This window comes from Mycobacterium sp. 23 (assembly GCF_048287075.1).
GTDB classification, from domain to species: domain Bacteria; phylum Actinomycetota; class Actinomycetes; order Mycobacteriales; family Mycobacteriaceae; genus Mycobacterium; species Mycobacterium gordonae_B.
In genome coordinates this window covers 1,177,785-1,198,649 of record NZ_JBLVUX010000005.1, presented here as the reverse complement: position 1 = coordinate 1,198,649, position 20,865 = coordinate 1,177,785, and the positions used below count along the sequence as shown (strand labels likewise).

The 20,865-nt window shown below is 67.7% G+C and carries 18 protein-coding genes; 15 read left to right on the top strand and 3 right to left on the bottom strand.

Annotation, left to right across the window (positions count from 1 at the left end; translation table 11 throughout):
* Positions 1-11 precede the first annotated feature (11 nt).
* Positions 12-563 carry a GNAT family N-acetyltransferase gene (locus ACNQS7_RS06585; protein WP_418011931.1) on the bottom strand — a complete coding sequence of 184 codons (552 nt, stop codon included), beginning with the start codon at positions 561-563 and terminating at the stop codon, positions 12-14.
* Positions 560-1,768 (bottom strand): serine hydrolase domain-containing protein, encoded by a 1,209-nt coding sequence (locus ACNQS7_RS06580; RefSeq protein WP_418011930.1) that lies wholly within the window; start codon positions 1,766-1,768, stop codon positions 560-562. The genes ACNQS7_RS06585 and ACNQS7_RS06580 overlap by 4 nt, the downstream gene beginning before the upstream one ends.
* Positions 1,769-2,161: 393 nt before the next feature.
* On the opposite strand from ACNQS7_RS06580, the gene ACNQS7_RS06575 reads away from it, so the two are divergent.
* The 5 genes from ACNQS7_RS06575 to ACNQS7_RS06555 all read left to right on the top strand — a co-directional run bounded on the left by ACNQS7_RS06575 (position 2,162) and on the right by ACNQS7_RS06555 (position 9,502).
* Positions 2,162-3,025 (top strand): LppX_LprAFG lipoprotein, encoded by an 864-nt coding sequence (locus tag ACNQS7_RS06575; protein ID WP_418011929.1) that lies wholly within the window; start codon positions 2,162-2,164, stop codon positions 3,023-3,025.
* A gap of 322 nt (positions 3,026-3,347) precedes the next feature.
* Positions 3,348-4,817: a fatty acid desaturase gene (locus tag ACNQS7_RS06570; RefSeq protein ID WP_418011928.1), complete on the top strand. Its 1,470-nt coding sequence runs from the start codon at positions 3,348-3,350 to the stop codon at positions 4,815-4,817.
* On the top strand, positions 4,814-5,995 hold the full coding sequence (locus tag ACNQS7_RS06565; protein WP_418011927.1) for a type III polyketide synthase: 1,182 nt from the start codon (positions 4,814-4,816) through the stop codon (positions 5,993-5,995). The genes ACNQS7_RS06570 and ACNQS7_RS06565 overlap by 4 nt, the downstream gene beginning before the upstream one ends.
* 5 nt (positions 5,996-6,000) lie before the next feature.
* A complete protein-coding gene (locus tag ACNQS7_RS06560) occupies positions 6,001-6,969 on the top strand; it encodes a sulfotransferase domain-containing protein (protein WP_418015913.1) in 969 nt (322 codons plus the stop codon).
* A 280-nt stretch (positions 6,970-7,249) separates the two neighbouring features.
* Positions 7,250-9,502 carry a PE family protein gene (locus tag ACNQS7_RS06555; RefSeq protein ID WP_418011926.1) on the top strand — a complete coding sequence of 751 codons (2,253 nt, stop codon included), beginning with the start codon at positions 7,250-7,252 and terminating at the stop codon, positions 9,500-9,502.
* Here the strand turns inward: ACNQS7_RS06555 and ACNQS7_RS06550 are convergent.
* Positions 9,499-10,152, bottom strand: a complete 654-nt coding sequence (locus ACNQS7_RS06550) for a class I SAM-dependent methyltransferase (protein WP_418011925.1) — start codon at positions 10,150-10,152, stop codon at positions 9,499-9,501. The genes ACNQS7_RS06555 and ACNQS7_RS06550 overlap by 4 nt on opposite strands.
* 236 nt (positions 10,153-10,388) lie before the next feature.
* Between ACNQS7_RS06550 and pyrR the strand changes: the two genes are divergently transcribed.
* From pyrR to rpoZ, 10 genes are all read left to right on the top strand, one after another.
* Positions 10,389-10,940 (top strand): bifunctional pyr operon transcriptional regulator/uracil phosphoribosyltransferase PyrR, encoded by a 552-nt coding sequence (gene pyrR / locus ACNQS7_RS06545; protein WP_055579566.1) that lies wholly within the window; start codon positions 10,389-10,391, stop codon positions 10,938-10,940.
* The gene (locus ACNQS7_RS06540; protein WP_065042627.1) at positions 10,937-11,884 is read left to right on the top strand and encodes an aspartate carbamoyltransferase catalytic subunit; all 948 of its coding nucleotides are present in this window, start codon (positions 10,937-10,939) and stop codon (positions 11,882-11,884) included. The genes pyrR and ACNQS7_RS06540 overlap by 4 nt, the downstream gene beginning before the upstream one ends.
* Positions 11,881-13,173 (top strand): dihydroorotase, encoded by a 1,293-nt coding sequence (locus tag ACNQS7_RS06535; RefSeq protein ID WP_418011924.1) that lies wholly within the window; start codon positions 11,881-11,883, stop codon positions 13,171-13,173. The genes ACNQS7_RS06540 and ACNQS7_RS06535 overlap by 4 nt, the downstream gene beginning before the upstream one ends.
* Positions 13,170-13,670, top strand: coding sequence for a hypothetical protein (locus tag ACNQS7_RS06530; protein WP_055579563.1), 501 nt, complete (start codon positions 13,170-13,172; stop codon positions 13,668-13,670). Before ACNQS7_RS06535 ends, ACNQS7_RS06530 begins: the two co-directional genes overlap by 4 nt.
* A gap of 30 nt (positions 13,671-13,700) precedes the next feature.
* Positions 13,701-14,819 (top strand): glutamine-hydrolyzing carbamoyl-phosphate synthase small subunit, encoded by a 1,119-nt coding sequence (gene carA / locus ACNQS7_RS06525; RefSeq protein ID WP_418011923.1) that lies wholly within the window; start codon positions 13,701-13,703, stop codon positions 14,817-14,819.
* A gap of 91 nt (positions 14,820-14,910) precedes the next feature.
* The gene (gene carB, locus ACNQS7_RS06520; protein ID WP_418011922.1) at positions 14,911-18,255 is read left to right on the top strand and encodes a carbamoyl-phosphate synthase large subunit; all 3,345 of its coding nucleotides are present in this window, start codon (positions 14,911-14,913) and stop codon (positions 18,253-18,255) included.
* Entirely contained in the window at positions 18,252-19,070 is an 819-nt protein-coding gene (pyrF, locus tag ACNQS7_RS06515) for an orotidine-5'-phosphate decarboxylase (RefSeq protein ID WP_418011921.1), read from the top strand. The genes carB and pyrF overlap by 4 nt, the downstream gene beginning before the upstream one ends.
* 415 nt (positions 19,071-19,485) lie before the next feature.
* Positions 19,486-19,800, top strand: coding sequence for an integration host factor, actinobacterial type (gene mihF / locus ACNQS7_RS06510; protein ID WP_036355303.1), 315 nt, complete (start codon positions 19,486-19,488; stop codon positions 19,798-19,800).
* Between the two features lie 25 nt (positions 19,801-19,825).
* Positions 19,826-20,431 carry a guanylate kinase gene (gmk, locus tag ACNQS7_RS06505; protein WP_418011920.1) on the top strand — a complete coding sequence of 202 codons (606 nt, stop codon included), beginning with the start codon at positions 19,826-19,828 and terminating at the stop codon, positions 20,429-20,431.
* Positions 20,432-20,520: 89 nt separating this feature from the next.
* On the top strand, positions 20,521-20,853 hold the full coding sequence (gene rpoZ, locus ACNQS7_RS06500) for a DNA-directed RNA polymerase subunit omega (protein WP_055579611.1): 333 nt from the start codon (positions 20,521-20,523) through the stop codon (positions 20,851-20,853).
* Positions 20,854-20,865 lie beyond the last annotated feature (12 nt).

Below are 20,865 nucleotides of genomic sequence, written 5' to 3'. Positions count from 1 at the left end.
AGTAATCGATCTCAGCGCGTGATCCTGGCGTAGATCAGGCTGTCGTGCGGTTCGGGACCCATCGTCGGGTACACCGCGTGCCGACGCAGCCGGCCTTCCAGCGAGAACCCGGTGCGCTGCAGCAGCCGCGCTGATCGCGAGTTGTCGACGTGGCAGGTCGCCCAGACCCGGAACACGGCGGGGTCGGCGGCCAGCTCGTCCACCACCAACTTGAGTGCCTCGGACATGTAGCCCATGTCCCACCAGTTCCGGCCCAGGCAATAGCCGATCTCGACGGAATGGCTGACCGGACGCCGGCAGCTGATCAGCCCGACGATGTCACCGGTGCGGCGCAACGTGATCACCCAGTTCCGGTCGTTTTTCGTCGAGATGAGTTGCTCGATGAGCACCCGGCGGGTCTCCGCCGCATCCGGGTGGGCGGTCCAGAGCAGGAACCGGGTGACTTCGGGATCGCCGGACACGCTTTCGAAGATCTCGGCAGCGTCCTCGACGACCGCCGGCCGCAGGTGCAGCCGGGGGCCGTCCACGTGCGTCGGCGGCCGCTCGTAGGAGTAACCGCTCACGACAGCCCGAGAGCACGGTAGGTGTGGCGGACGAAGTTGGGCTGGGCGGTCCGCAGCCGGGCCAGGACCGGGTTGCCCGCGACCGCCGCCGCCGCGTTCGCGGTCAGGTCGGGGCAGTACTGGATGAGGTACATCAGGATTAAATCCGCGCTCGGGTCGGCCTGCCACCACGTCCCGTACGCGCCGGGCCAACCGAACGTCCCGACGCCGCCGGGGCCGAACAGGGGCGTGGCCCTGGCGGGATCGGTTACGACCGACAGGTTCAGCCCGAATCCCCGGCCCACCCAGAAGGGCGAGCCGAGAAAGTTGTGCCGCTTGTGTTCGTCGGTCAGCCGGTCGGTCCGCATCTGGCGCACCGACTCCGGGGACAGCACCCGGACACCGTCGACCGAGCCGTCGCCCAGCAGCATTCGCGCAAACCGCAGGTAGTCGTCGGCCGTCGACCACAATCCGCCCCCGGCATTGCAGAACGACGGCGGCTTGACGTGCGGCGGACCCATCACGTCGTGCCGCAACTGGTCGTGCTCGTCGTGCCGGTACATCGTCGCCGCCCGCGATCGCGCCGGCGGCGTGACGAAGAATCCGGTGTCCGGCATGCCGACCGGGCCCAGGACCCGATCGTCGAAGACCTCATAGAGCGGCTTGCCGTCGATGCGTGACGCGATCACTCCGAGCACGTCGATGGAGTGGCTGTAGGTCATCTTCTCGCCGGGCTGGTGCACGAGCGGGAGCGCGGCCAGCTCGGACAGCCACACGTCCGAACCCTGGTTGAACGGCAGCCGCAGGTACGCCCGCGCGATCGGTCCGGTCACCGAGAAGCCGTAGGCCAGGCCGCTGGTGTGGGTCAGCAGATCTTCGATCAGGATCGCGCGCCGGGCGGGATGGGTGCGGTCCAGCGGGCCGTGCGGGTCGTCGAGCACCCGCACGTCCGCGAGCTCCGGAACCCATCGGGCGATCGGGTCGCGCAGCGCGAGCTTGCCCTCGTCGACCATGCTCATGATCGCCGCCACGGTCACCGGCTTGGTCATGGACGCGATACGGAACAGCGTGTCCCGTTGCATCGGCAGCTTGGCCTCGACGTCGCGGTAGCCGATCTCGTTGACCTGCAACAGTTCTCCGCGCTGCCAGACGACGGTGACCGCTCCCGACAGCAGCCCGGCGTCGCAGACCTCGCGAATGGTCGCCTGATTGCCGTCGAGATTCACCGGCATGAGGTTAGCCCCTCGAAGTAATTGGCGCACACGTGGGATCGCCTTCGACGCATCGATGAAATCTGTGTGAACTCCGCAAAGATCAGCGAGGCCCGAAGCGGCGCCTCAGATCCGGCGATAGTTACTTCCGCGAATCTGTTTGCAGCGCATCGGCCCCGTGTTACTGTCGCGCTCTCCGGCAAAAGCTATCTGGGGAACGTGCTGAGAGGGCAGTGGCCTGCGGTTGATCGCAACGTCGTTGCTGGTGAACCAGGGTGCGGGTGTGCAGTCACCAAGATCCGCGACCATTGAGCGTGGACCGGACACCGGGCCTCGTTCAAACCACACGACGAAGGTAGCGACTCGCTGCTCATCACCACCGGTTGGATAACTCAGCAAAGGCTGGCCATGAATGGCTTGATGTCACAAGCGCAAATCTCCCACCGACGTGTCTCCCGTCGACCCTCGACTCCGGTTGTTGCGATCGTTTTCGCAGCAGCCCTCGTCGCGGCGATCGCCGGATGCGGACACAAATCTTCAACCGCGACCTCCCAGACTTCGGGTTCATCGGGAACCTCTGCTGCGACGTCGTCCGGGGCTACGTCCGGGGCATCCGGAACATCCGCCGCCCCGTCGCCGGAAGCGCAGCAACTCCTCACGGACGCCTCCAAGGCGACCACCGCGCTGCACTCACTTCACGTCAACCTGCAGACCACCAACATCACCACCCTGCCCATGGAAATGGTCAACGCTGACGTCACCAACCAGCCGGAGGGCAACGGCCAGGCCGTCGGTGACGCCATGATCAGGCTGCAGCCCAAGACCCCGGCGGTACCCAAGCAGTTCATCGTCACCAACAAGACGATGTACACGAAGAACGAGGCCGGTGCTTACACCTCGGTGGGGCCGGCGGACAAGATCTACGACCCGGGTGTCGTCCTGGACAAGGAAAAGGGCCTCGGCGCGGTAGTCGGCAAGGTCTCCAACCCGCAGTCCGGTGGCAGCGAGACGATTGACGGCGTGGCCACCACCAAGGTGACGGGCACCATCGACCCCGCGATCATCGACCCCCTGGTGCCGCAGATCGGCAAGGACGCGAAGGGGCCACTGCCGGTGACCTTGTACATCGCCGACGTGAAGGCGCCGGGCGCGCCGGGAACGCCGCCGAGCGCATACCTGGTCCGGATGGTGATTGACAAGGACCAGGGCCACGTCACCATCACGCTGTCCAATTGGGGAGCCCCGGTAACCATTCCGAACCCCGCCGGGTAACAGGTTCCGGGACCACAACAAGTGAACTCCGGATCGAGGACCGGCCCGACAGTGGGGCACGCCGATGGCGTCCGTACCGCGGGTCGGTTCTCGTCTGTGGTTCTCGATCGGCAGCGACGGGGGCGGCCTGCTGACGGCGCGGGGGATTCCGGGCACACCCAGGTCGGGTGAGTGTGTCTGGCGTGGCGGTGTTTTCGTGAGCCGCACGTCCTTTGAGAATCCGCCGAGAATCCTTTGAGGCCGCGCTCTAACTATTGGGGCCAGCTCGCCGGAAAAGCCGGCGTGCAGCCGATTTCACCCCAACAGATTCGCAGGAGCACGAATGACCAACGACCTTCCTGATGTTCAGGAGCGTGGCCCGAGTCCACACCTGGGGCCGCCGCCGGGTGGGCCTCCCGTGCTCCCGGATGTGTGGGTGTACAACGGGCGGGCCTACGACCTCAGTGATTGGATATCCAAGCACCCTGGTGGCGCCTTCTTCATCGGTCGCACCAAAAACCGTGACATCACCGCGATTATCGCCTCCTACCACCGCGACCCGGCCGTCGTGGAGCGGATCCTGGAGCGCAAGTACGCATTGGGCCGCGACGCGACTCCGCGCGATATCCACCCCAAGCACAACGCGCCGCCGTTCCTGTTCAAGGACGACTTCAACAGCTGGCGCGACACCCCGAAATACCGCTTCGACGACCGAGAAGACCTGATGCACCGGGTCAAGGCGCGGCTGACCGAGCCCGCGCTGGCCGCCCGGATCAAGTGGATGGACCGCCTGTTCAACATCGTGGTCGCTCTGCTGGCGGTCGCCTATTTCGCCGTCCAGGGCGTGCGACTGGTCCAGCCGGCGTGGATGCCGCTGTGGGCGTTCGTGATTGCGATGGTCCTGCTGCGCAGCTCGCTGGTCGGGTACGGCCACTACGCACTGCACCGCGCCCAGCGGGGCCTGAACCGGGTGTTTGCCAACACCTTCGACTTGAACTACATCGCGCTGGCGTTGGTGGTCGCCGACGGGCATACGCTGCTGCACCACCCGTACACCCAGAGCGACGTGGACATCAAGAAAAACGTGTTCACCATGATGATGCGGCTACCTCGGTTGTATCGCGTTCCGGTGCACACCCTGCACAAGTTCGGCCACCTGGTGACCGGCATGGCTATCCGGATCGCCGACGTGTGGAACATGACGCGCAGGGTCGGTGTGCAGGAAGGATACGGAAGCTGGCGTAACGCGCTGCCGCACTTTCTCGGTTCATCGGGGGTGCGCCTGCTGCTGGTGACGGAGATGGTGGTCTTCCTGGCGGCCGGCGACTTCTGGGCCTGGGCCCTGCAATTTGTGGCGACGTTGTGGGTCAGCACGTTTCTGGTGGTGGCCAGCCACGAGTTCGAGGACGAGGACGCCGACGAGGTGGCCGGCCAGGACTGGGGTGTCGATCAGGTCGAGCACGCCAACGATCTGATGGTCCTCGGGAACCGGTACGTCGACTGCTTCCTGTCGGCCGGGCTCAGTTCGCACCGCGTCCACCACGTACTGCCGTTCCAGCGCAGCGGATTCGCCAACATCGTCACCGAGGACGTGCTACGTGAAGAAGCGGCCAAGTCCGGCGTCGAGTGGTTACCGGCGAAGAGTTTCCTCACCAACCGGTTGCCCAAGCTGTGCCGCACTTATCTGCTGTCGCCGTCGCGTGTCGCCCGGGAGAACCAGTGGGGCGTGTTGCGCGAGCATCTCTCGCCGGCTGCCTGGAAAGAGAGCGCCCACTACGTCGCTGCCGGTTTCGTCGGAATCGGGTCGGTATGAGCACCGCAGCCGAGAGCGGCATCGTGTCGCCACCCGCAGCGCAGTCCGCGATCGATCTGGCCCAGCTGCCGCCCGCGCCACCGACGACGGTGGCGGTCATCGAGGCCATCGCGACCGGCGGGCCGCAGCGTGAGGTGGGGCAGACTTCGGCCGCCGCTCATGTCGCCGGGCTCTTCGCCGATCCCGAACAGCGGGAACGGATTCCGCGGCTGTACCAGAAGACGCGGATTGACAGCCGCCGGATGGCGGTCGACCCTCTCGATCCAGAGTTCGACGCGTTCCGGCGCAGTCCCGGAACAATCCGGGAGCGGATGGACCTGTTCTTCGACCACGCGGTGCCGCTTGCGGTCGACACGGCTCGGCGCGCCCTGGCCGGACTGCCCTACCAGACAGACGAGATCGGGCTGCTGGTGTTCGTCACCAGCACGGGGTTCGTCGCACCGGGAGTGGATGTCGCGGTCGTCAAGGAACTGGGGTTGTCCCGCTCGGTGTCGCGGGTCGTGATCAACTTCATGGGATGCGCGGCCGCGATGAACGCGATCCGTACCGCCGCGACGTATGTGCGCGCTCACCCGAGCATGAAGGCTTTGGTGGTGTGCATCGAATTATGTTCGGTCAACGCGGTTTTCGCCGATGACATCAACGACGTCGTGATCCACAGCCTGTTCGGTGACGGCTGCGGGGCGCTGGTGATCGGCGCCAGCCAGGTGCAGCAACCGCTGCCGGCGGCCAGTGTGGTGATTCGCAGCAGCTTCAGCCGGCTGCTCGATGATGCCGGCGACGGCATCGTGCTCGGTGTCAATCACAACGGCATCACCTGTGAGCTGTCCGAGAACCTGCCGGACTACATCTACCGCGGCGTCGAACCGGTGATCGCGGAGGTGTTGCGGGACAACGGCTTAGCGAAAGCAGATATCGATCTGTGGGCCGTCCATCCGGGCGGGCCCAAAATCATCGAGCAGTCCGTGCGATCGCTGGGTATTTCCGCCGACTGTGCCGCGCAGAGTTGGGAGGTGCTGGCCCGGTTCGGCAACATGCTGAGCGTGTCGCTGATCTTCGTGCTGGAAATGATGGTGCGGCAGGCGGAATCGGCCAAACCGATTTCGACGGGCATAGCTTTCGCCTTCGCGCCGGGCGTCACCGTCGAGGGCATCCTCTTCGACATCATCCGGCGGTGAGTGAGATGACCCGCGTGTTGTACCGCTCGCTGATGAGCGACAACCTGCGCTGGGACGCATTGCGATTGCGTGAGGGTGACATCATCATCTCCACGCCGTCGAAATGCGGGATGACCTGGATGCAGCGGCTGGTGTCCCTGCTGGTTTTCAACGGACCGGCCCTGCCGGGGCCGCTGTCGACCGTGTCGCCCTGGTTCGACCAGACCATCCGGCCGCTCGACGAGGTCGTCGCCGTTCTCGAGGCGCAGACCCATCGCCGGTTCATGAAGACGCACACTCCGTTGGACGGCCTCGTGCTCGACGAGCGGGTGACGTACATCTGCGTGGGACGGGATCCGCGCGATGCGGCGGTGTCGATGTTGTTCCAGACCGCCAACATGGACCGGGACCGGATGCGGGCGCTGCACGACGCCGCCGTACCGGCCGGGCACCGGCACGGCCCGCCGGGGCTCGAACCTCTGCACGAACCTGCCGAGCGCGGTCCGATGGAGGAGTTTCGGGACTGGATGGAGGGTCCGGCGCACCCGCCCCCAGGGGTCGGGTTCGCGCCACCCAAGGGGATCGGCACGCTCGCGAACATTCTCGACCAGTTCGGCAAGACCTGGGAGCGCCGGCAGCTGCCCAACGTCGCGTTGTTCCACTACGCCGACCTGCAGCAAGACCTGGTCGGTGAGTTGATGCGGCTCGGCGCGGTCCTGGGTTACGACGTCAGCCAGGACCGGGCGCGGGAGTTGGCCGGGGACGCCTCGCTGGATGCGATGCGGTCGCGCGCCGCGGACGTGGCCCCGAACACCACCGACGGCATCTGGCACAGCAACGAGAGGTTCTTCCGCAACGGGGGTTGCGGGGAGTGGCAGCACTATTTCGGCCCGGCCGAGTACCGGCGCTACAACGACCGCATCAACCAGTTGGCGCCGCCGGATCTGCTCGCCTGGGCACATGAAGGTCGGCGCGGGTGCGACCCCGCGCGCTGATCGTGTTGTTGTCCGAAGCCATTGAGGGTGAAATCTGGAATGCTTCCAGTGTCATTTTCAGCGTTTTGTAAAGCAAATTGTCACGCGGAAGTCTTCTTATCACAAATACATAACAGGATAATTTCACTTCCATAACTCCTCGCGCAATCATCGCAAATGTTTATACGCTCCACTGATCTCGCGAAGCTAAACGTCGTGTGCACGGGTTCCGCCGATTTTTGCAGCGGAAAAACGTCTTTCACTTGATGAATGCAAACGGCTGGCGATACGGAGGCCCACAATGTCGTATGTACTGGCGATGCCCGAGGCGATCACTTCGGCGGCCGCGCAGGTGTCCGATATCGGTGCTGCGGTCAGCGCGGTGAACACGGCCGCTGCACGCTCCACTACCTCGGTGTTGGCGGCGGGCGCCGACGAGGTGTCGGGAGCCATCGCTGCGCTTTTCGGCTCCCACGGGCAGGCCTATCAAGCGATCAGCATCCAGGCGGCCGCAGTGCACGAGCGATTCGTACAGGTGCTCACTGCGGGCGGAAGCGCTTATGCGGCGGCCGAATCGGCGAATGTCGCTCAGCAAGTTCTCGACGCGATTAACGGACCCACCCAACTGCTCCTCGGCCGTCCCCTGATCGGCAACGGCACCGACGGCGCGGCAGGTAGCGGCGCCGACGGCGGGGCCGGCGGGCTGTTGTACGGCAACGGCGGGGCCGGTGGATCGGGTGCGGCAGGTCAACGTGGTGGCAACGGTGGTGCTGCGGGTTTGATCGGCAACGGTGGGGCGGGCGGGAATGGCGGCAACGCCTCGCTCGGCCCTAGCGGCGAGTTCGGCATGGCCGGAGGCGCGGGCGGCAATGGAGGCGCCGGCGGCTGGCTCCTCGGCGACGGAGGGACCGGCGGCTCTGGCGGCGCCGGCTTTCGGGGCGAAATAGGTCCCGCCCTCGCGGTAATTGGTGGAGCCGGAGGCAACGGCGGCCACGGCGGTGCCGCCGGATTGATCGGTGCGGGTGGAGCCGGGGGTTTGGCCGGGACCGGTGGTATCGGCGGCACGACGATTAGTCCGTCAGGCCCGCAGGCCATTGGCGGCGCGGGTGGGATTGGTGGGATAGGTGGGGCAGGTGGGCACGGTGGGTGGTTGTGGGGTAATGGCGGGATGGGCGGCTACGGCGGGGGAGGCGGTCTGGGCGGCGATGGCAATGTGGCTGTCGGGGCCGCCGGCGGAGCTGGCGGGGTAGGCGGTGCCGGCGGAAATGCGGGCCTCTGGGGCAACGGTGGTGACGCCGGGCAGGGTGGGGTTGGCGGTCAAGGCGCGATATTTGGGCTGGCGGGGGGTACCGGCGGCCTGGGCGGTGCGGGTGGTGCTGGAGGTTCTGGCGGCTCCTTGTCCGGCAATGGTGGGGCGGGCGGCGCCGGGGGAGCAGGCGGGCCCGGCGCGGCCAGTGTTGTCGGACTACCCAGTGGGGACGGCGGCAAGGGCGGCGTTGGTGGGACCGGTGGTGTGGCCGGACTGATAGGCAACGGCGGGGTCGGCGGGGCCGGTGGGCATGGCGGGGCCGGTAGCGCCGGTATCGACCCGACATCCGCAGGCTCGGCCGGCGGGGCTGCCGGCAACGGCGGCACCGGCGGGGCCGCCGGCGCGGGTGCTCGTGGCGGAATGCTGTTCGGACATGGCGGTGCCGGTGGCATCGGTGGGGCCGGCGGGGTCGGTGGGTCGGGTGGAAACGGCACGGACGGCGCGGTCGGGGGAGCCGCCGGCGCCGGCGGCACCGGTGGAGCGGGCGGCGCCGGTGGCCTCGGCGGTGACGGCGGGATGCTCTACGGCGACGGTGGGGCCGGCGGCACCGGAGGGAGCGGTGGGCAAGGCGGAAACGCTGGCTCCGGTGGGCTTGGTGGCGGCCCTGGCAAAGGTGGCGACGGGGCCGCCGGCGGTTCCGCCGGCGCCGCGGGCAGTGGTGGCAGGGGCGGTTCCGCTCAGATGTTCGGCGACGGTGGGGCGGGAGGATCCGGCGGCATGGGCAGCAACGGTGGTGACGGGGGACCCGGAGGCGGTGGCGACAACGGCGCCGGCGGTAACGGCAGTTGGGGCGGGTCGGGCGGCAGCGGCGGCGCCGGCGGAACTCTGATTGGCAATGGCGGCGCCGGCGGGTCCGGCGGCGGTGGCGGCAACGGTGGCCGGATCGGCATCGGCCCGGGCAACGCCCTCGGAATTCCCGGCGGCGACGGCGGCGCCGGCGGCAATGGAGGTTACGCCGGCAACGGCGGACTGCTGTACGGCAACGGCGGAGCGGGCGGCGCTGGTGGCGGCGGCGGCGCTGGCGGGAACAACGGCGTCGGCGCTACGAGCGATGGTGGCGACGGAGGCGCCGGGGGCAACGGCGGCACTGCACAGCTGATCGGCAATGGCGGGTCCGGCGGCGCGGGCGGGTCCGGCGGGGCCGGCAACAGCGGCGGGCTGGACGGGGCCGATGCGACCGGCGGGATTGGCGGCAACGGCGGGTCGCTGTTCGGCAACCCCGGGATCGCAGGCTTATCCGGCTAATCTCGTCGCAGTCCGCGCACGTACCAGAACGTCATCTCGACCTCGGCGCCGTCCATCTCACGGGTCAGCGTGACCTGGTCGGCGGAGTCGATGTCCCACCCGGCCCCACCGAGCACGTCGCGCAGCGTCTGCTCGGAGACCGACGGACGCGGCCACTCCTCGCTGGGCTGGTTGGCATCGGAGAAGCAGCTGATCAACAAGGTGGCGCCCGCCCTGGTGGCGCGATGCGCCGCGGCGGCGTAGCTGCGCTTCCCGTCGTCGTCGAGGCAGTGGAACATCCCGCTGTCGATGACGGTGTCGAACCGGTCGGTGTATCCGTCGAGTCTGGTCGAGTCGGCCGCCGCGAAAGTGATGTCGACGCCGGCGTCGTGGGCGCGACGTTCGGCGGTGATCAGCGCCGTCGGGGAGATGTCCAGCCCCGTGACGTGATAGCCCTGCTTCGCCAGGTAGATCGCGTTGTCGCCGAGCCCGCAGCCGATGTCGAGCACGTCGCCGTGCACCCAGCCGGCGTTGTGCCAGGCGACGACGTTCTCCTTGGGGGCCTTGGTATCCCACGGCGGGGTGTGCACCGGAGGAAGGCCTTCGCCGGGGCTTTCGCCGCGGTAGAGGGCGTCGAAATCGATGTGCGGGGAGGAACTGGAAGAACTCATTTCCGCCAGGGTAGGCCGATAGCGTGAACAGACGCCCGGCCGAGACGATCGACTGTGCGCTGCGCGCCTTCAGTGTGCGGGGGCTGCGGCATTTCGCGCCGGAAGCCACCGTGGACGCACGCGCAAAGCAGTGAGCGCACACCCGTCGCACGGGGAGGCCGTGTTAGGCTGCCCCCGCAAGTCGACATCCTTTAACGATCCGTCCGGAGAGGCGGAGAAGGAGGTCAAGATCTCGCATGGGTGCCAGTGATCAGCGGGAATTGATGTCAGCGGCCGATGTCGGTCGCACCATTTCCCGTATGGCGCACCAGATCATCGAAAAGACCGCGCTGGACAACCCGGATTCCACCCGGGTGGTACTGCTCGGCATTCCCACGCGTGGGGTGACCCTGGCCAGCCGGTTGGCCGCCAACATCGCCGAATACAGCGGCGTGGACGTCGGCCACGGCTCGCTGGACATCACGCTCTACCGCGACGACCTGATGATCAAGCCGCCGCGTCCCCTGGAAAACACCTCGATTCCGGCCGGCGGCATCGACGACGCGCTGGTGATCCTGGTCGACGACGTGCTGTACTCCGGGCGCTCCACCCGTTCCGCCCTCGATGCGCTGCGCGACGTGGGCCGGCCGCGCGCGGTGCAACTGGCGGTGCTGGTCGACCGCGGCCACCGCGAACTGCCGATCCGGGCCGACTACGTCGGCAAGAACGTGCCCACCTCACGCAACGAAAGCGTGCACGTACAACTCAAGGAAGACGACGGACGAGACGGCGTGGTGATCACCCGATGACCCCAAGACACCTGCTGGCCGCGGGCGACCTGACCCGCGACGAGGCGACCGCGATCCTCGACGACGCCGACCGTTTCGCGCAGGCGCTGGTGGGCCGTGACGTCAAGAAGCTGCCGACGCTGCGCGGCCGCACCGTGGTCACCATGTTCTACGAGAACTCCACCCGCACCCGGGTGTCCTTCGAGGTGGCGGGCAAGTGGATGAGCGCGGACGTGGTCAACGTCAGCGCGTCGGGTTCGTCGGTGGGCAAGGGCGAGTCGTTGCGCGACACCGCGTTGACGCTGCGCGCGGCCGGCGCCGACGCGCTGATCATCCGTCACCCCGCGTCCGGCGCCGCGCACCTGCTGGCCGACTGGACCAGGGTCGCCGACGGCTCGCCGTCGGTGATCAACGCCGGCGACGGCACGCACGAGCACCCCACCCAGGCCCTGCTGGACGCGCTGACCATCCGGCAGCGCCTCGGCGGTATCGAAGGCCGTCGCATCGTGATCGTCGGTGACATCCTGCACAGCCGGGTCGCCCGTTCCAACGTCATGCTGCTGCATACGCTGGGGGCCGAGGTCGTGCTGGTCGCGCCGCCGACGCTGCTGCCACGCGGCGTCGAGGGATGGCCGGTCACGGTGTCCAACGACTTCGACGCCGAACTACCGGCCGCCGACGGCGTCCTGATGCTGCGGGTGCAGGCCGAGCGTATGAATGGCGGCTTCTTCCCGTCGGTGCGGGAGTACTCCACGCTCTACGGTCTGTCCGCCCGGCGTCAGGCCCTGCTGCCCGATCACGCCGTGGTGCTGCACCCGGGGCCGATGCTGCGCGGTATGGAGATCTCGTCTTCGGTGGCCGACTCGCCGCAATCGGCTGTGCTGCAACAGGTTTCCAACGGAGTGCATGTGCGGATGGCGGTGCTGTTCCATGTGCTGGTCGGGGCGGAGGAAGTCGCGGCATGAGTGTGCTGATTCGGGGTGTCCGGCTCTACGGCGAAGGGGACCCGGTCGACGTACTCGTCGATGATGGTCAGATCGCGCAGATCGGGGCCGGACTCGACATCCCCGAAAGTGCCGACGTCATCGACGCCACCGGCCACATCATGCTGCCCGGCTTCGTCGACCTGCACACCCACCTGCGTGAGCCCGGCCGCGAATACGCCGAAGACATCGAAACCGGTTCGGCGGCAGCGGCTCTGGGCGGCTACACCGCGGTCTTCGCGATGGCCAATACCAACCCGGTAGCCGACAGCCCGGTGGTGACCGACCATGTCTGGCACCGTGGCCGGCAGGTCGGCCTGGTCGATGTGCATCCCGTGGGTGCGGTCACCGTCGGATTGGCCGGGGTCGAGCTGACCGAGATGGGCATGATGCACGCGGGCGCAGCGCAGGTGCGGATGTTCTCCGACGACGGCATCTGCGTACACGATCCACTGGTGATGCGCCGCGCCCTGGAATACGCCACCGGCCTGGGTGTGCTGATCGCACAACACGCCGAAGAGCCCCGGCTCACCGTCGGCGCCGTCGCGCACGAAGGGCCCACCGCCGCCCGGCTCGGACTCGCCGGATGGCCCCGGGCGGCCGAAGAATCCATCGTCGCCCGCGACGCGTTGCTGGCCCGCGACGCGGGCGCCCGGGTGCACATCTGCCACGCGTCCACAGCGGGAACCGTCGAGATCGTGAAATGGGCTAAGCAGCAAGGTATTTCGATCACCGCCGAGGTCACACCGCACCACCTGCTGCTCGATGACGGCCGGCTGGTCAGCTATGACGGGCGTAATCGGGTGAACCCGCCGCTGCGGGAGTCCTCTGACGCGCTGGCGCTGCGGCAGGCGCTGGCCGACGGCGTCATCGACTGTGTGGCCACCGATCACGCGCCGCACGCCGAGCACGAGAAGTGTGTCGAGTTCGCCGCCGCGCGCCCCGGCATGCTGGGACTGCAGACCGCGCTGTCGGTGGTGGTGCAGACCATGGTGCAACCGGGACTGCTGAGCTGGCGTGACGTCGCCCGGGTGATGAGCGAGAACCCGGCGCGCATCGTCGGGCTACCCGACCACGGCCGTCCCCTGGAGGTCGGTGAGCCGGCGAACCTGACCGTCGTGGATCCCGAGGGCAGCTGGACGGTCACCGGGGACGAACTGGCCAGCCGGTCGGCCAACACCCCGTATGAGTCGCTCACCCTGCCGGCCACGGTGACGGCGACGCTGCTGCGCGGGAAGGTCACCGCCCGGGACGGGAAGAGCCCGGCATGACGTCGGGCACCCTGGTGGGATCGCTGATCTTCGCGGCGGTCCTGGTGGTGTTGCTGGCGGTGGTGATCCACCTGATGATGCGGGGCTGGCGACGACGGGCCGAATCGCAGGTCGAACTCATCGGCGAGCTGCCTGGTCTACCGGACGCGGTCGGCGCCCCGGCGGTGAGCACCCGCGGCCTCTACGTCGGCAGTACGTTGTCGCCGGCCTGGAACGACCGGGTGGCCGTCGGTGATCTGGGCTACCGCAGCAAGGCGGTTTTGATCCGTTACCCCGAGGGAATTCTGGTTGAACGCATTCGCGCGCAACCGATCTGGATTCCACAGGAATCTATCACCGCCATCCGCACCGAACGCGGCGTCGCGGGCAAGGTCGCGGCCCGCAACGGGATCCTGGCGATCCGGTGGCGCCTGCCCTCGGGAACCGAGATCGACACCGGGTTCCGGGCGGACAACCGGGACGAATACGTGCATTGGATAGAGGAGGAGGCCGCGTGAGTCGCGCCGAAAACGCAGTGGAGGCAGCCCATGAGTAAGGCTCTGCTGGTACTCGAAGACGGCCGTGTCTACACCGGCACCACATTCGGGGCGATCGGTGAAACCCTGGGTGAAGCCGTGTTCAGCACCGGTATGTCCGGTTACCAGGAAACGCTGACCGACCCCAGCTACCACCGGCAGATCGTGGTGGCCACCGCGCCGCAGATCGGCAACACCGGCTGGAATGACGAGGATGCCGAGAGTCGCGGCGACAAGATCTGGGTTGCCGGCTACGCCGTGCGGGACCCGTCGCCGCGCGCCTCCAACTGGCGCGCCACCAGCACGCTGGAAGCTGAGCTGGTCCGCCAGCGCATCGTCGGGATCGCCGGTATCGACACCCGGGCCGTGGTGCGCCACCTGCGCAGCCGGGGCTCGATGAAGGCGGGTGTCTTCTCCGGCCCGGCCCTGGCCGAGCCCGAGCAGCTGGTCGAACGGGTCCGCGCGCAGCAGCCGATGCTGGGCGCCGACCTGGCCGGCGAGGTCAGCACACCTGAGACCTACGTCGTCGAACCCGAAGGGGCCCAGAGGTTTACCGTCGTCGCGCTGGACCTCGGTATCAAGACCAACACGCCGCGCAACTTCGCCCGTCGCGGGATCCGCAGCCACGTGCTGCCCTCGTCGGCGACCTTCGACCAGATCACCGCGATCAAGCCCGACGGTGTGTTCCTGTCCAACGGCCCAGGCGACCCGGCCACCGCCGACCACACCGTCGCGCTCACCCGCGAGGTGCTGGGCGCCGGAATACCGCTGTTCGGGATCTGTTTCGGCAACCAGATCCTGGGCCGCGCACTCGGGCTGTCGACGTACAAGATGGTGTTCGGCCACCGCGGCATCAACATCCCGGTGATCGACCACGCCACCGGCCGGGTCGCGGTGACATCACAGAATCATGGCTTCGCGCTCGAGGGGGAGGCGGGGCAGTCCTTCGACACGCCGTTCGGCACGGCGCAGGTCAGCCACACCTGCGCCAACGACGGTGTGGTCGAAGGCGTCAAACTCGTTGACGGACGGGCATTTTCGGTGCAATACCACCCGGAGGCCGCCGCCGGACCGCACGATGCGGAATACCTGTTCGACCAGTTCGTCGACCTGATGGAAGGGAACCGCTGATGCCCTTCTGCGCGAACGTGCGTGTCTGTACAGCGACACGCCGAAAATCCCGGACAACCGCGCACGCTCGCGCCGGCAAAGGAGGCTGCTAGTGCCGCGTCGTACTGACCTCAACCACGTGCTGGTGATCGGCTCCGGGCCGATCGTCATCGGCCAGGCCTGCGAGTTCGACTACTCCGGCACTCAGGCGTGCCGGGTGTTGCGAGCCGAGGGGCTGCAGGTCAGCCTGGTCAACTCCAACCCGGCCACCATCATGACCGACCCGGAGTTCGCCGATCACACCTACGTCGAACCGATCACCCCGGCGTTCGTCGAGCGGGTGATGGCCCAGCAGGCCGAGCGCGGAAACAAGATCGATGCGCTGCTGGCCACCCTGGGCGGGCAGACCGCCCTGAACACCGCGGTCGCCCTCTACGAGAACGGCGCGCTGGAGCGCTACGGCATCGAACTCATCGGCGCGGACTTCGAGGCCATCCAGCGCGGTGAGGACCGGCAGAAGTTCAAGGACATCGTCGCCAAGGTCGGCGGCGAATCCGCCCGCAGCCGAGTGTGTTTCACGATGGACGAAGTTCGCGAGACGGTGGACGAACTCGGTCTGCCGGTCGTGGTGCGGCCCAGCTTCACCATGGGCGGGCTGGGTTCGGGGATGGCGCGCTCGGTCGAGGAGGTCGACCGGATGGCGGGCGCCGGCCTGGCGGCGAGCCCCAGCGCCAACGTGCTGATCGAGGAATCAATCTACGGCTGGAAGGAATTCGAACTCGAGCTGATGCGCGACGGCCACGACAACGTGGTGGTCGTGTGCTCGATCGAGAACGTGGACCCGATGGGTGTGCACACCGGTGACTCGGTCACGGTGGCGCCGGCGATGACGCTGACCGACCGCGAATACCAGCGGATGCGTGATCTGGGCATCGCCATCCTGCGCGAGGTCGGCGTCGACACCGGCGGCTGCAACATTCAGTTCGCGATCAACCCGAAAGACGGCCGGCTCATCGTCATCGAGATGAACCCGCGGGTGTCGCGCTCCAGCGCGCTGGCGTCCAAGGCCACCGGTTTCCCGATCGCCAAGATCGCCGCGAAATTGGCCATCGGCTACACCCTCGACGAGATCGTCAACGACATCACCAAGGAGACTCCGGCCTGCTTCGAGCCGACGCTGGACTACGTCGTGGTCAAGGCGCCGCGGTTCGCCTTCGAGAAGTTCCCCGGTGCCGACGACACCCTGACCACCACGATGAAGTCCGTCGGTGAGGCAATGTCGTTGGGCCGCAACTTCGTTGAGGCGCTCGGTAAGGTGATGCGCTCGCTGGAAACCACCCGCGCGGGGTTCTGGACGAAGCCGGACGCCGAAGGTCGAGTCGACGACGTGCTGACCCGGCTGCAGACTCCCACCGAGGGCAGGCTCTACGACATCGAACTGGCGCTGCGGCTCGGCGGGTCGGTGGAGCAGGTGGCCCAGGCCAGTGGCGTCGACCCCTGGTTCGTCGCCCAGATCGACGAACTGGTGGCCCTGCGCGCCGAACTCGTCGACGCCCCGGTCCTGGATGCCGAACTGCTGCGGCACGCCAAGCACTGCGGACTCTCCGACCGCCAGATCGCCGCGCTGCGGCCGGAGCTGGCCGGTGAAAACGGGGTGCGCTCGCTGCGCGAGCGCCTGGGAATCCACCCGGTGTACAAGACGGTGGACACCTGCGCCGCCGAGTTCGAGGCCAAGACGCCGTATCACTACAGCAGCTATGAACTCGACCCGTCCGCCGAGACGGAGGTGGCCCCGCAGACCGAGCGGCCCAAGGTGCTCATCCTGGGTTCCGGCCCCAACCGGATCGGGCAGGGCATCGAGTTCGACTACAGCTGCGTGCATGCGGCAACCACGTTGAGCGAGGCCGGTTTTGAGACGGTCATGGTCAACTGCAACCCCGAGACGGTGTCCACCGACTATGACACCGCCGACCGGCTCTACTTCGAGCCGCTGACGTTCGAGGACGTGCTCGAGGTCTACCACGCCGAAGAACAGTCCGGCACCGGTGGACCGGGTGTGGCCGGGGTCATCGTGCAGCTGGGCGGCCAGACCCCACTGGGCCTGGCGCAACGGCTCGCCGACGCCGGGGTGCCGATCGTGGGCACCCCGCCGGAAGCGATCGACCTCGCCGAGGACCGTGGCTCGTTCGGCGACGTGCTGAACACCGCGGGGCTGCCCGCGCCCAAGTACGGCACCGCAACCACATTCGATCAGGCCCGCCGCATCGCCGCCGACATCGGTTACCCGGTGCTGGTGCGGCCGTCCTACGTGCTCGGCGGTCGCGGGATGGAGATCGTCTACGACGAGGAGACGCTCAAGGGTTACATCACGCGGGCCACGGAGCTCTCTCCCGAACATCCGGTGCTCGTCGACCGCTTCCTCGAGGACGCGGTCGAGATCGACGTCGACGCTCTGTGCGACGGCACCGAGGTCTACATCGGCGGCATCATGGAGCACATCGAGGAGGCCGGCATCCACTCCGGCGACTCGGCCTGCGCCCTGCCGCCGGTGACCCTGGGCCGCAGCGACATCGAAAAGGTGCGCAAGGCGACCGAAGCCATCGCGCAGGGTATCGGGGTGGTGGGCCTGCTCAACGTGCAGTACGCCCTCAAGGACGACGTGCTGTACGTACTGGAGGCCAACCCGCGAGCGAGCCGCACCGTTCCTTTCGTATCGAAGGCCACCGCGATCCCACTGGCCAAAGCTTGCGCGCGAGTGATGTTGGGCGCCAAGATCTCCCAGCTTCGCGAAGAGGGAATGCTGGCCGAATCCGGGGACGGCGGCAGCGTGGCTCCCGACGCCCCGATCGCGGTCAAGGAAGCGGTGCTGCCGTTCCACCGGTTCCGCCGCGCCGACGGCGCGGCGATCGACTCGCTGCTCGGTCCGGAGATGAAGTCCACCGGTGAGGTGATGGGCATCGACCGGGATTTCGGCAGTGCCTTCGCCAAGAGCCAGACCGCCGCCTACGGCTCACTGCCCGCACAGGGCACGGTGTTCGTCTCGGTTGCCAACCGCGACAAGCGATCCCTGGTGTTTCCGGTAAAGCGCCTGGCGGACTTGGGGTTCCGCGTTCTGGCGACGGAAGGTACCGCGGAAATGCTGCGCCGCAACGGGATTCCGTGTGACGAGGTCCGAAAACACTTCGAGGCGCCGCAGGAGGGCAGACCGGCGATGTCGGCGGTGGACGCCATCCGCGCCGGCGAGGTCGACATGGTGATCAACACGCCGTACGGAAACTCGGGGCCGCGGGTGGACGGCTACGAGATCCGGTCGGTCGCGGTGGCCGTCAACATCCCTTGCATCACCACGGTTCAGGGTGCGTCCGCGGCGGTGCAGGGCATCGAAGCCGGAATCCGGGGCGACATCGACGTGCAGTCGCTGCAGGAGTTGCACCGCGCCATCGGTACCAGACGGTGACCGGTTTCGGGGCTCGGCTGGCACAGGCGCGGTCGAGTCGCGGACCGCTCTGCCTGGGCATCGATCCGCACCCCGAGTTGTTGCGGGCCTGGGAGCTGCCGGTCACAGCCGACGGCCTGGCCGCGTTCTGCGATGTCTGCGTCGACGCCTACGCGGGGTTCGCGATGGTCAAGCCGCAGGTGGCGTTCTTCGAGGCGTACGGTTCGGCCGGTTTCGCGGTGCTCGAGCGCACCACCGCCGCGCTGCGGGCCCGCGGCGTGCTGGTGCTCGCCGACGCCAAACGCGGCGACATCGGGTCGACGATGGCGGCCTACGCGACGGCGTGGGCCGGCGACTCGCCACTGGCCGCCGACGCCGTGACGGCCTCGCCCTACCTCGGGTTCGGGTCCCTGCGGCCGCTGCTGGAAGTCGCGGCGGCACACGACCGCGGCGTGTTCGTCCTGGCCGCCACCTCGAACCCGGAGGGGCCGACGGTGCAGCGCGCGGATGCCGGCGGACGTACGGTCGCCCAGTTGATCGTGGATCACGTCGGTCAGGCCAACCAGGGGGCCGGCGCCGGCTCCGTCGGCGTGGTCGTCGGCGCAACGGTGCTGCAGGCCCCCGATTTGAGCGAGTTGGGCGGGCCCGTCCTGGTGCCCGGCGTAGGGGCTCAGGGCGGGCGTGCTGAGGCGCTGGCCGGTCTCGGTGGGGCCGCGCCGCACCAGCTGTGGCCCGCGGTGTCGCGCGAGGTGCTGCGGGCCGGACCCGCCGTGGCTGAGCTGCGTGCCGCCGGCGAGCGCATGCTCGACGCCGTCGCCTACCTCAACGCAGGCTGACGGCGCGACACGCGCGAAGCGCCGCGAAAAAGCGTGATCCACGGCACTGCCACCTGCGGTTGTCTGCCGCCACCGACGCCGCCTGCGCGCCGCCGACGCCTCCGCGACCGGCATGACATCCCAAATGGCAGGGAAAACTGCAGGTCGAGGCCATTTTGTCGACGGGGGCCGGTCCGGGGGCGCCTCGCGCAGCCCACGGTAGGAGGGTTCGCCGACGTTGCTGAGCAAACCGTGCGACGGCGGCGCCCGGCGCGTCGCGGCGGTGCCACGCTGGACAAATGACCCCGAAACCGGGGGGTCGGGTTAGATTTCGTCAGGAAGCGTGGGTACGGTCGTCTGCGCTGGCTGGAGTACCCGGCCAAGACAATGAAGATCGACAGATATCCGAGAGATATCGCTGAGAGACGGAGGAATCGTGGCCCTTCCCCAGTTGACCGACGAGCAGCGCGCGGCCGCGTTGGAGAAGGCTGCTGCCGCACGTCGAGCACGAGCTGAGCTCAAGGATCGGCTCAAGCGTGGCGGCACCAACCTCACCCAGGTGCTCAAGGACGCCGAGAGCGACGAAGTACTCGGCAAGATGAAGGTCTCTGCGCTGTTGGAGGCGTTGCCGAAGGTGGGCAAGGTCAAGGCGCAGGAGATCATGACCGAGCTCGAGATCGCGCCGACCCGTCGGCTGCGTGGTTTGGGCGACCGTCAGCGCAAGGCCCTGCTGGAAAAGTTCGGCTCCTAGTCGGGCCACCGACCCTGGAGCGCCGGTGAGCGCCGGCGGGGGACCGGAGGGTACGACGCCTGTTGGGAGAACAGTCGTGCTGTCCGGTCCCTCCGCGGTCGGCAAGTCGACGGTGGTTAGGTGTCTGCGCCAGCGGATACCGAACCTGCACTTCAGCGTCTCGGCCACGACGCGGGCACCACGGCCGGGGGAGGTCGACGGCGTCGACTACCACTTCGTCAGCCCCGCCCGTTTCCAGCAGCTGATCGATCAGGGTGAACTGCTGGAATGGGCGGAAATCCACGGGGGATTGCATCGATCGGGCACGTTGGCCCAGCCGGTGCGCGCAGCCATGTCAGCCGGGTTTCCGGTACTCATCGAGGTCGATCTGGCCGGCGCCCGTGCGGTCAAGCAAGCCATGCCGGAGGCGCTGACGGTGTTTCTGGCCCCGCCGAGCTGGGAAGATCTGGAGGCCCGGCTGGTCGGCCGCGGCACCGAAACGCCCGATGTCATCGCGCGCCGGCTGGATACCGCGCGCGTCGAATTGGCTGCGCAGGGCGACTTCGACGTGGTGGTCGTGAACAGTCGATTAGAGTCTGCGTGCGCTGAATTGGTATCCTTGCTGGTGGGAACCGTCCCTGACGCCGTTTAGCGGGTCCCCGAATTTCGATAATCGAGTTTTTCACCGTTCAGAACCGTTTGAACGCACTACGAACGTCCGAGCACCAGGAGATTTTTTACGTGACCATTCCGCAGTCCGACACGTCGCTGACCGCCGTCGCAGCCGGGGATCAGCTCGATCCATCGGCCGGTGTGGCGGGCGCCTACGACACCCCGCTGGGCATCACCAACCCGCCCATCGACGAGTTGCTGGACCGCGTCTCGAGCAAGTACGCGCTGGTGATCTACGCGGCCAAGCGGGCCCGCCAGATCAACGACTACTACAACCAGCTCGGCGAGGGCATCCTCGAGTACGTCGGCCCGTTGGTCGAGCCCGGCTTGCAGGAGAAGCCGCTTTCGATCGCGATGCGCGAAATTCACGCTGACCTTCTCGAACACACCGAGGGCGAGTAACAGGGTCTAACG

Bases quoted from the DNA above. Each gene is read 5' to 3' on its own strand.
- ACNQS7_RS06575 (WP_418011929.1), top strand. From the start codon at position 2,162: ATGAATGGCTTGATGTCACAAGCGCAAATCTCCCACCGACGTGTCTCC.
- ACNQS7_RS06570 (WP_418011928.1), top strand. From the start codon at position 3,348: ATGACCAACGACCTTCCTGATGTTCAGGAGCGTGGCCCGAGTCCACAC.
- ACNQS7_RS06565 (WP_418011927.1), top strand. From the start codon at position 4,814: ATGAGCACCGCAGCCGAGAGCGGCATCGTGTCGCCACCCGCAGCGCAG.
- ACNQS7_RS06560 (WP_418015913.1), top strand. From the start codon at position 6,001: ATGACCCGCGTGTTGTACCGCTCGCTGATGAGCGACAACCTGCGCTGG.
- ACNQS7_RS06555 (WP_418011926.1), top strand. From the start codon at position 7,250: ATGTCGTATGTACTGGCGATGCCCGAGGCGATCACTTCGGCGGCCGCG.
- ACNQS7_RS06550 (WP_418011925.1), bottom strand. From the start codon at position 10,152: ATGAGTTCTTCCAGTTCCTCCCCGCACATCGATTTCGACGCCCTCTAC.
- pyrR (WP_055579566.1), top strand. From the start codon at position 10,389: ATGGGTGCCAGTGATCAGCGGGAATTGATGTCAGCGGCCGATGTCGGT.
- ACNQS7_RS06540 (WP_065042627.1), top strand. From the start codon at position 10,937: ATGACCCCAAGACACCTGCTGGCCGCGGGCGACCTGACCCGCGACGAG.
- ACNQS7_RS06535 (WP_418011924.1), top strand. From the start codon at position 11,881: ATGAGTGTGCTGATTCGGGGTGTCCGGCTCTACGGCGAAGGGGACCCG.
- ACNQS7_RS06530 (WP_055579563.1), top strand. From the start codon at position 13,170: ATGACGTCGGGCACCCTGGTGGGATCGCTGATCTTCGCGGCGGTCCTG.
- carA (WP_418011923.1), top strand. From the start codon at position 13,701: ATGAGTAAGGCTCTGCTGGTACTCGAAGACGGCCGTGTCTACACCGGC.